Source organism: Pseudonocardia sp. NPDC049154 (genome assembly GCF_040648315.1).
Taxonomy (GTDB): Bacteria; Actinomycetota; Actinomycetes; order Mycobacteriales; family Pseudonocardiaceae; genus Pseudonocardia.
Genome location: NZ_JBEZDN010000195.1, coordinates 1 through 10,293, shown reverse-complemented (window position 1 = coordinate 10,293; position 10,293 = coordinate 1). Strand labels below are relative to the sequence as shown.

General features: G+C 75.9%; 6 protein-coding genes. 3 read left to right on the top strand and 3 right to left on the bottom strand.

Features of this window, described 5'->3' with window-relative positions:
- Nucleotides 1-114: 114 nt before the first annotated feature.
- The 3 genes from AB0B41_RS41395 to AB0B41_RS41385 form a co-directional block, all read right to left on the bottom strand.
- A complete protein-coding gene (locus AB0B41_RS41395; protein ID WP_358212511.1) occupies nucleotides 115-771 on the bottom strand; it encodes a TetR/AcrR family transcriptional regulator in 657 nt (218 codons plus the stop codon).
- Nucleotides 772-884: 113 nt separating this feature from the next.
- Nucleotides 885-3,269: a heavy metal translocating P-type ATPase gene (locus AB0B41_RS41390; protein WP_358212510.1), complete on the bottom strand. Its 2,385-nt coding sequence runs from the start codon at nucleotides 3,267-3,269 to the stop codon at nucleotides 885-887.
- Nucleotides 3,266-4,195: a hypothetical protein gene (locus AB0B41_RS41385; protein WP_358212509.1), complete on the bottom strand. Its 930-nt coding sequence runs from the start codon at nucleotides 4,193-4,195 to the stop codon at nucleotides 3,266-3,268. Before AB0B41_RS41385 ends, AB0B41_RS41390 begins: the two co-directional genes overlap by 4 nt.
- A gap of 174 nt (nucleotides 4,196-4,369) precedes the next feature.
- Between AB0B41_RS41385 and AB0B41_RS41380 the strand changes: the two genes are divergently transcribed.
- The 3 genes from AB0B41_RS41380 to AB0B41_RS41370 all read left to right on the top strand — a co-directional run bounded on the left by AB0B41_RS41380 (nucleotide 4,370) and on the right by AB0B41_RS41370 (nucleotide 10,202).
- Complete coding sequence (locus AB0B41_RS41380) at nucleotides 4,370-5,431, top strand: alpha/beta hydrolase (protein ID WP_358212508.1); 1,062 nt, start codon at nucleotides 4,370-4,372, stop codon at nucleotides 5,429-5,431.
- 22 nt (nucleotides 5,432-5,453) lie between these two features.
- A complete protein-coding gene (moeZ, locus tag AB0B41_RS41375; protein ID WP_358212507.1) occupies nucleotides 5,454-6,626 on the top strand; it encodes an adenylyltransferase/sulfurtransferase MoeZ in 1,173 nt (390 codons plus the stop codon).
- Nucleotides 6,627-7,046: 420 nt separating this feature from the next.
- The gene (locus tag AB0B41_RS41370) at nucleotides 7,047-10,202 is read left to right on the top strand and encodes a hypothetical protein (RefSeq protein WP_358212506.1); all 3,156 of its coding nucleotides are present in this window, start codon (nucleotides 7,047-7,049) and stop codon (nucleotides 10,200-10,202) included.
- Nucleotides 10,203-10,293 lie beyond the last annotated feature (91 nt).

The following is a 10,293-nucleotide window of genomic DNA, read 5'->3' as shown; positions in this document are numbered from 1 at the left end:
TAAAGAACCGCCCCCCACCGAGAACAACACGAATTTCCCGACACTCTTCCCCAACCCGACGCTCTTCCGATCTGCCGCCCCAGGGCTCTCGGGGCGGCCGGTCCGGGAACAGGACTACTGGGCGATCTGGTCGTGGACCAGCGGGAACCCCGCCAGCCCCTTCCACGCGAGGGCGGACATGAGCGCCACCGCCTCGTCCCGCGGGATCGTCTGCTCGGAGTCGAGCCAGTACTGCGCGGTGACCTGGCTCAGCCCGACGAGGCCGACGGCCAGCAGCCGGGCCCGCTCGCCGTCGAGCCCCGCGTCCTCGGTCACCACCGCCGCGACGGCGTCGATGCACTTGGTGAGGGCGCCGTCGACCAGCGCCGCGGCCTCGGGCTCGCCGCGCAGGTCCGACTCGAAGACCAGCCGGTAGGCGTGGCCCTCGCCGGCCACGAAGTCGAAGTAGGCCGCCACCGCGGCGTGCACGCGCTCGCGGTTCTCCTGCGTGCGGTTGATGGCCTCCCGCACCCGGTTGACCAGCTCGTCCGCGTACGTCGTGAGCAGCGCGCGGTAGAGCTCCAGCTTGCCGGGGAAGTGCTGGTAGAGGACCGGCTTGCTGACTCCGGCCTTCTCCGCGATGTCGTCCATCGCCGCCGCGTGGTAGCCCTGGGCCGCGAACACGTCCCGCGCCGCCACCAGGAGCTGGGCCCGGCGGGCGCTCCGCGAGAGCCGGGTCCCGCGCGCAGGCATGTGGGTCGGTCCGGACGCCGCCGCTGCCGCCTCGCTCATCGTGCTCCCCTTCGGTACCACTGTCGTGCCGGGTCACCTTACCCGTCGGTAGCCACCCACGTGGGACGGCGCGTGCCGCGAAACGTGCGGCGCGTCACCGACGGGCGCCGACCTCACCCCTGGCCGTGCCCCGCGACGACGCTGCGGAAACCGCGCAACCGGAGGCTGTTGGCGACCACGAACACCGAGCTGAACGCCATCGCGGCACCCGCGATCATCGGGTTGAGCAGCCCGAGCGCCGCCAGGGGGAGGGCCGCGACGTTGTAGGCGAACGCCCAGAACAGGTTGCCGCGGATGGTGCCGAGGGTGCGGCGGGCCAGCCGGATCGCGTCGACCGCCGCGAGCAGGTCGCCGCGCACGAGGGTCAGGTCGCTCGCCTCGATCGCCACGTCCGTCCCGGTGCCCATCGCGAGCCCGAGGTCGGCGGTGGCGAGGGCGGCGGCGTCGTTCACACCGTCGCCGACCATCGCGACCGTGCGGCCCTCGGCCTGCAGCCGGCGCACGGCGGCGACCTTCTCCTCGGGCAGCACGTCGGCGATCACGTCCGCCGGGTCGATGCCGGCCTCCGCGGCGACGGAGCGGGCCGCGGCCTCGTTGTCGCCGGTGAGCAGGATCGGGGTGAGCCCGAGGTCGCGCAGCCGCCGGACGGCCTCGGCGCTGGTCGGCTTGAGCGAGTCCGCCACGACGAGCACGCCGCGCGCCCGGCCGTCCCAGCTCACGCAGACCGCGGTCCGTCCGGCCGCCTCGGCCCGCTCGCGGGCCTCGACCAGCTCGGGCGGCAGCTCGATGCCGTACTCGGCGAGCAGCGCGGGCCGGCCGACCAGGACCGCGTGCGCCACGATCCGGCCGGTGCCGCCCGCCGGCGTGACCGGGGAGGTGCCGGTGGCGGCACGGATCGGCGCGGGCAGGCCGGGGAGCTGCGCGAGCTCCGCCACCACGCCCTGCACACCGAGCCCGGGCCGGCTCTCGAAGTCGGAGACGCCGGGCAGCCCGCCGAACCGCTCGCGCGCGGCCGCGGCGACCGCGTGCGCGACGGGGTGCTCGGAGCCGTCCTCGACCGCCGCGGCCAGCCGCAGCACCTGCTCGACGGTCTCCCGCCCGGCGGGGTGCACCTCCAGCAGCCGCATCCGCCCGCTCGTCACCGTGCCGGTCTTGTCCAGGACCACGGTGTCGACGCGGCGGGTGGACTCGAGGACCTCCGGGCCCTTGATGAGCACGCCGAGCTGGGCGCCCCGCCCGGTCCCGACCAGCAGCGCCGTGGGCGTGGCCAGGCCGAGCGCGCAGGGGCAGGCGATGATCAGCACCGCGACGGCGGCGGTGAACGCGGCCGTGGCGCCGGCCCCGCTGCCCAGCCAGAACCCGAGGGTGCCGACGGCCAGCGCGATCACGATCGGCACGAAGACGCCGGAGATCCGGTCGGCCAGCCGCTGCACGGCGGCCTTGCCGTTCTGGGCCTCCTCGACGAGCGCGGCCATCCGGGCGAGCTGGGTGTCGGCGCCGACCCGGGTGGCCCGCACGACCAGCCGGCCGCCGGAGTTCACGCACCCGCCGACCACCCCGGAGCCGGGGGCGACCTCGGCCGGCACGGACTCGCCGGTGATCATCGAGAGGTCGACGGCCGACGTCCCCTCCTCGACCTCGCCGTCCGTGGCCACCTTCTCGCCGGGCCGGACCACGAACCGGTCCCCGACCGTCAGCTGCTCGACCGGGACGCGGATCTCCGTATCGCCGCGGAGCACCGAGACCTCGCGGGCGCCGAGCTCGAGCAGCGCGCGCAGCGCGGCCCCGGCGGTGCGCTTGGAACGGGCCTCGAAGTACCGGCCCGCCAGGATGAACATCGTGACGCCGGCCGCGACCTCGAGGTAGATGGCATCGGCGCCGCCGCCGCGGGCGACGGTGAGCTCGAACGGGTGCCGCATGCCCGGCACACCGGCCCCGCCCCACAGCAGCGCGTACAGCGACCAGGCCAGCGCGGCGAGCGTGCCCAGCGAGACGAGCGTGTCCATGGTCGCGGCGCCGTGCCGCAGGTTCGTCCAGGTCGCCCGGTGGAAGGGCAGCGCCCCCCACACGACGACGGGCGCCGCCAGCGTCAGGGAGATCCACTGCCAGTAGGTGAACTGCAGGGCCGGGACCATCGCCAGCACGATCACCGGGATCGCCAGCACGATGCTGACGACCAGCCGGTCCCTCAGGTCGCGGGCGTGCCGCGCGGCCGGGTCCTCCCGCTCCTCCGCCGCGGCCGGCGGCGCGGGCAGCTCGGCGGTGTACCCCGCGGCCTCGACGGTGGCGACCAGCTCCTCCGGCGAGACGCCCTCGGCGTAGCTGACGGTGGCCTTCTCGGTCGCGTAGTTCACCGACGCCGTGACGCCGGCTATCTTGTTGAGCTTGCGCTCGACCCGGTTGGCGCAGGACGCGCAGGTCATGCCGCCGATCGCGAGCTCGATCCGCAGGTCGGGCGCGTTCCCGGTGCCGGCCCCCGGGGTGGTCGGCGCGCTCATCGGGCACCTCCGGTCGTGGTCGCGGCGGCGCCGGTCGTCGGGACGGTGAAGTCCACCGTGTGGATCTCACCCGCGTGCCGGAACCGGAGGAAGAGGCGGTAGGTCCCCTCCGTCGGCACGGTGGTCGTGAACGCGATACCCGGGCCGGACCGGTCCCCGGGTTCCGCGCGGGTCTGCGCGGTGACCGGGGTGTAGACCAGGTCGCCGGCGCGCAGCGCGACGAGGTCGCCGAACGCGCCGCGCTCCGGCTCGAGGTCGGTGACGGCGCGCCCGTCGAGGCTCACCGTCGCGAAGACGGCGGACTCCGCGCCGGCGCGCAGGTCGCCGTCGATGCGCACCTGGTAGCCGCCGACCTGGGCGGCCCGCGCGGCCGGGAACTCCAGCGGCGCGAAGTCGCCCGGCGCGAAGACGTCCGCGCCCAGCACGGTCGGCGCGCCGCCCTCCGGGGTGAACTCGGCGAGGAGCCGCCAGGTCCCCGCGGTGGGCAGCCGGACGGGCGCCCGCCAGGTGCCCTCCGCCGTCGTCTCGGGATAGGCGACCTGCAGGCCCGCGCCGTCCCGCCGGACGACGAGCAGCCGCAGCGTCGAGCCGTCCGCCCGCGGGGTGAAGGCGGTGACAGCCCGCCCGTCCGGCCCGGTGACGGCGAAGGCGAGGTCGGACGAACGCCCGGCGACGAGCGCCGTGGTGGCCGGGACCAGCGTGTACCCGCCCGCGGTGGCGGCGAGGCCGTCCGTACCCGGGTGGGCCTCCGTGGTGCCGGAGCTCATGTCCATGCCGGTGTGGGCCCCCGCCGGAGCCTCGGCCGTGACCGCGGCCGGGGTGGTGGGGGCGACGGACGGCCGAGCGAGCGAGCCCGCACCCCACGCCGCGCCGAAGACCACGCCGAGAACCCCGACGTAGGCCCCGAGACGTACCGCCGTGAGCATGCCCTCTTCCTTCCGCCGACCTTCCGCCCGGCGGGTAGAACATACCAGCGGGGGGTATGTGGCGCTGGACCCGGGGGCGGGGGTGGGGCTCGTCACGGGCCCGCTGACCAGCCTCGACGGCGCTGCCGTGGTCGGGAGTGGCCGGAAACCCGCCGTTCTTGCCATCCTCGACGCGTGGTCTCTCTCTCGCTGCCGCTCGTTCACCCGCGGTTCGCCCCGGCGTCGTCGCGGGCGCCGGTGGGCGATCCCGGTGACCCCGGCACGCTGCCCCCGCTGCCGGCGCACCTGCCGGCCTGGCCGGGACGGCACGTCACCGCGGGCGGTGTGACGCTGCACGTGCGGGAGACGCCGAGGGACGGGCCGGAGGGGGAGCCTGCGGACCCGACCGCCGAGGCGGACGCCGTCTACGTGCACGGACTCTCCGGCTCGGCCACCAACTGGACGGACATCGCGGGCCTGCTCGCGCCGCGGGTCGCGGGCACCGCCGTCGACCTGCCGGGGTTCGGCTACACCGAGCCGGTGCCGTCCTGCGACTACACGCCCGCCGGGCACGCGGACGCGCTGCTGTGCTGGCTCGCGGGCCGCGGCCGTCCGGTGCACCTGCTGGGGAACTCCCTCGGCGGCGTCGTCGCGATGCTCGTGGCCGCCCGGCGGCCGGAGCTGGTGCGCACGCTCACGCTCGTCTCGCCCGCGATGCCGGACCGGCGGCCGGATCCCCGGCGGATGTCCGACCCGCGGATGGCCCTGGCCTGGATCCCCGGCCTGGGCAGCCGCGCCCGCGCCCAGCTCGCCGCCATGACCCCGCGGGCCCGCGCCGAGGCGACCATGCGGCTGTGCTTCGGCGACCCCGCCCGGGCCACGGAGGTCCGGCTCGACGAGACCGCGGAGGAGATCCGCGCCCGGGGCCGTCAGCCGTGGGCCGGGCGGGCGATCGACCAGTCCGCATTCGGGATGTTCCGCAGCTGGATGGGGCCTGGCCTCTGGCGCGCCGCCGCCCGCGTCGCGGTCCCCACGCTGGTCGTGTGGGGCGACCGGGACCGCCTGGTCAACCCGCGGCTGGCCGCCCGCACCGCCCGCGCCTTCCCGGACGGACGCCTCGTGATGCTCGACGGCGTGGGGCACATCGCGCAGATCGAGACCCCCGACCGGGTCGCCGCCGCCGTCGGGGCGTTCTGGGACTCGCTCGGGGATGGGAACATGTCCGGTGACGGACGTGTTGCCGCAAGGGACCGTTGAAGATGCGCAGGGAGTTGTGGACATGGCGCTACCGCCGCTCGTGGAGCCGGCCGCCGAACTGACCAAGGACGAGGTGGAGCGGTACAGCCGCCACCTGATCATCCCGGACGTCGGGATGGCCGGTCAGAAGCGACTGAAGAACGCGAAGGTGCTGGTCGTGGGCGCCGGCGGGTTGGGCTCGCCCGCGCTGCTGTACCTGGCGGCCGCGGGCGTGGGCACGCTCGGGATCGTCGAGTTCGACGAGGTCGACGCATCGAACCTGCAGCGCCAGATCATCCACGGCCAGTCGGACGTCGGGCGCTCCAAGGCCGAGTCGGCGCGGGACTCCGTCAAGGAGGTCAACCCGTACGTCGAGGTGCGCCTGCACCAGACGCGGCTGGACTCGTCCAACGTGCTGGACATCTTCGCCGACTACGACCTGATCCTGGACGGCACGGACAACTTCGCCACCCGGTACCTGGTGAACGACGCCGCGGTGCTGTCCGGCAAGCCGTACGTGTGGGGCTCGATCTTCCGGTTCGAGGGCCAGGCGTCGGTGTTCTGGGAGGACGCCCCGAACGGGCAGGGCCTGAACTACCGGGACCTCTACCCCGAGCCGCCGCCCCCCGGCATGGTGCCGTCGTGCGCCGAGGGCGGCGTGCTGGGCGTGCTGTGCGCGTCGATCGGCTCGATCATGGTCAACGAGGCCATCAAGCTGATCACCGGCATCGGCGAGCCGATCCTCGGCCGGCTGGTGATCTACGACGCCCTCGAGATGACCTACCGCCAGGTCAAGGTGCGCAAGGACCCGGACACCCCGAAGATCACCGAGCTGATCGACTACGAGGCGTTCTGCGGGACCGTGTCCGACGACGCGCAGCAGGCCGCGGCCGGCAACACGATCACGGCGCTCGAGCTCAAGGAGATGATCGACGCGGGCAAGGACTTCGCGCTGATCGACGTCCGCGAGCAGAACGAGTGGGACATCGTCAACATCCCCGGCGCGCAGCTGATCCCGAAGGACAGGATCCTGTCGGGCGAGGTGCTGTCCGAGCTGCCGCAGGACAAGCCGATCGTGCTGCACTGCAAGTCCGGCGCCCGTTCCGCCGAGGCCCTCGCGGTACTGCACAAGGCCGGCTTCGCCGACGCCGTGCACGTCGGCGGCGGGGTTCTGGCCTGGGTCAAGCAGGTCGAGCCGGACAAGCCGACCTACTGATCCCACCCGCCGCATTCGGCTCACACCGCCCGGCCCGGTTTTCACCGGACCGGGCGGTGTGGTGTGTCCGGGACTTTCCGCGGGGTCGCCGCGCGTCGCGGACCGTGATCAACTCGCGGCGACCGGGTGCCGGGGGCGAGCGGAACGGAGCAGCTCGCGGCGGCGTCGCTGACCGGCCGTGAGCGGTTCCGCTCCGATGAGGACGGTCGCCGGATCCTGCGCCGTAGCATCTCGTTCCCCGGCGGCGGATGATCATCCGCCGGGGCGAGGGGGTGCCGGGTGGTGGGTCCGCGGGCCGACGGGGACGCAGGTCGACAGCCGTCCGATGTGGTCTGTGCGCTGCCCGGCTGCGGTGCGGCGATCGAACCCGTCGTCGGTCGCCCGGAACGGAAGTACTGCTCGACGGCGCACCGGGCGGCGATGCGCCGGCTCCGCCGGGCGGCCGCCCACGCCGCGCAGGATCCGCGCGTGGTGGAGACGTTGCCGTGGTTGCGCGAGCCGGAGCCCGCTGCTCCGGAGCCGGCGCTCCCGGGCCCGTCCGCGGCGGTCGTCGTCCCGCGACCGCGTCCGCCGGCTCCGGCCGGGCGGTCACGCTGGACGCGGGTGCTCGCCCGTCGCCGTCGTGCGGTCGCGGTGTTCGCGGCCACGGCGGTGCTGGTCGGTGGGTACGCGCTGACCGTGGCGTCGTCGGCCGGGCCGGCGCCGCAGGGCGTCGTCGCGGGACCGACGTCGACCGAGCAGTGGGCGAGCCGTGCGGAGCTGCTGCTGGTCGGGGTGAACCGCCAGCTCGACGTCCTCGCGCGGACCGAGCAGACGTGGAACGCCAGCGAGGCGGCCCGCGCCGGCACGCCGCCCTCCGCGGTGCGGCGGCTGCAGCAGCGCCGCCAGCTCCTCGAACGGCAACGCGCCACGCTGCAGGCCCAGCTCGAGAGCTACCGGGAGCTGGAGCGCAGCGCGGACGAGCTGGAGCGCGCCGAGGCGCAGCTCGCGGCGATCGAGAAGCTGCTGGCCGAGGACCCGGCCGGCGACCAGGCCTGGTCGACCGCCCTCGCGGCGCAGCGCGACCTGCGGATCCGGCAGCGCGACGGCCTCCGCCAGCAGGTCGACGCGCTGCGCACCGGCGTCGACACCGCCTCCCGCACGCCGCTGCCCGATCCCGCCGTGGAGGAGGCCCGCACCGACCGCGTCTCCGCGGAGGTGCTCGACGCCGCCGAGGGGCGACCCGCACCGGGCCCGACGCCCGGGCTGCACACCCGGCCCCCGGTCGCGCAGGCCCGCGACGAGGAGGAGGACCGGCCGGCCGCGGTCGTCGGGACGAGCGGGCCGCCGGACCCGCGCGGCCCGGTCGACGAGACCGCGGAACGGGACCGTGGGCGCGGAGCCCGGTCCGGTGGAGCCGTGCGGTCGCTCGGTCGGGAGACGGGCGACGCGGTCGGATCCGGTGGGCGCGAGGCCGGACGGGTGGTCGGATCCGCCGGGCGCGGCGCCGGCGACGGGGTCGGCCGGGCCGGGCGGGCCGCCGGCGACGGCGTGGGCCGGACCGGGGAGGACGCCGGCCGCGCGGTCGGATCGGTCGGCCGGGTCGCCGGGGCCGGACCGGCGGGCGAGGGTGCCGGACGGGCCGTCGGATCCGGGGCGCGCGGGGCCGGGGAGGCCGTCGCCGCGGTCGGTGAGGGCGGGGGCGAGGCGGTCGGGTCGACCGCCGAGGGCGTGGGCGACGGGGCCGGCGCGACGGCGACCGGCGCCGGCGACGCCCTCGACCAGGCCGGACAAGGCCGAGTAGGCGGAGCGGCCGGCGCGCTGCCCGAGGGTGCCGGCGAGGGCGTCAAGTCCGTCGGGTCCGGTGCCTCGGACGGCGTGGATGCCCTCGGATCGGCCGCGGGCCGGGGCGTGGGAGCGCTGCGCGACGGCGGGAACGACGTGGTCCGCGAGCTGGGTGGGGTCGCGGGGGCGGGAACGAGGTCAGGTTCGGGCCCGGCCGCCTCGGCCGCCGACCCACCCGCCTCCGCGCGCACTGACGGTGTGGCTGCGTCGCCTCGCCCGGCTGCCGCGGGCGCACCCGCGGGTGCAGGGGGGATCGGGGCCGCGCCGGCCGCTGCGGGACCCGCTGTGTCGGTTCCCTCTACCGAGACCGAGCCCGCGGCTGCGGAGCCGGCCGTGGCCGATGCGCCTGCTCGCGTGCTGGCGGCCGCGGTCGAGGCGGCCGCTGCCGCTGCGCCTGCCGGGCCCGGGGCGGTCTCCCCGGCGGACTCGCCTGCGCAGGTGCTGGCGGCTGCTGTCGATGCGGTCGCTGCTGCTGCGCCCGCCGAGCCTGGAGCGGTCTCCCTGGCGGACTCGCCCGCTCAGGTGCTCGCAGCGGCGCTCGATGCGGCCGCCGCCGCTGCGCCGGCCGGGCCCGGAGCTGTCTCGCCGGCCGGCTCGCCTGCGCAGGTGCTGGCGGGAGCCGCCGGTGCGGCTGCCGAAGCGCCGCCTGCGGTCGAGGGTCCTGTGGCCGCGGCGGCAGCGGCCGCTGTACCGATGGGGATGGCCGGTGCGGGCGGCTCTGTCGTCGGCTCGGTCCCGGCAGGGCTCGTGGCACCAGGTGTGCCGGTCGAGGGCGTGAGCGGGTCGGCCGGTGGCGAGGGCGGCTCGGCTTCCGCAGCAGCAGGGCTCGCGGGGCTGAGTGGTGTGCCGGTCGCCGGCCTCGGCGGCTTCGCCGGTGAGAGGAGCAGCTCCGCTCCGGCCGCGCCCATGAAGATGGGTGGACTGGCTGCGGCACGTCTCGCCGGGGGAGCGGCGCCCTCCACGCCGGAGGCGCCGGGAGTCGAGTCCGCGGTTGCGGGACCTGCGGCCCGGACGACGACCGGCGGGATCGGTGCACCGTACGTGGAGGAGGCGCTGCACGCGGCCGACCGTCGCGCCGCGGCCGAGGCGGCCTCGGCGACCGGCGCGCCCGCCGCAACGCCGACCGGGAAGGCCGTGTCCTCCGGTGCGCCGGACACGGCCGCCCCGTCCGCCGCGGGCACGCACGACGTGGTCGAGCGATCGAGCACCTCCGGTGATCGACGGGACGCCGTCCGCGGCACCACGGAGCGGCACAGCGCAGAGTCCGTCGCCGAGGAGCAGCGGGCCGGGGCATCGCGGTCCACCGGCGGCTCGTCGGAGGAGGCCGCACGCGAGGCCGTCGCGCGCGAGTCCACCCTCACCCACGACGACGCCGAACGGCAGCCGGGTCGGTCGGCCTCGGCAGACCCGCGCACTCGTGACGTGGCCCCGCGTTCGGCCACCGAGCGCGCGGCGCACGACGACTCCGAGCGGTCCGCCTCGGCCTCCTCACGGACCCGAAGCTCCGACTCGGCCGCTCGGGTCCGGGACGGCTGGGCCTCCTACGCGTCCCGCACAGACCAGCGGATCGACCCGGGTCGGAGCAGCGCGACCCGCTCGGACCGCGAGTTCCCGCACCGGTCGGATCGCGGCAGCGAATCCCGGAGCGTCGGCGACGACCACGGGAGCAGGCCGCACCCCCCGTCCCGATCACACGAGAATCGCCCGCACCAGCACGACCGGAGCTCCCACGACCACGCCGACCACGACTAGGAGGGTGCTGAACTAAGCCCGCTTGGCGCGGTTGGACGTTGGACTCGCGGGAGCATGCGCGTAAACGGCGTTTATGCGCTCGGGTTGGGGT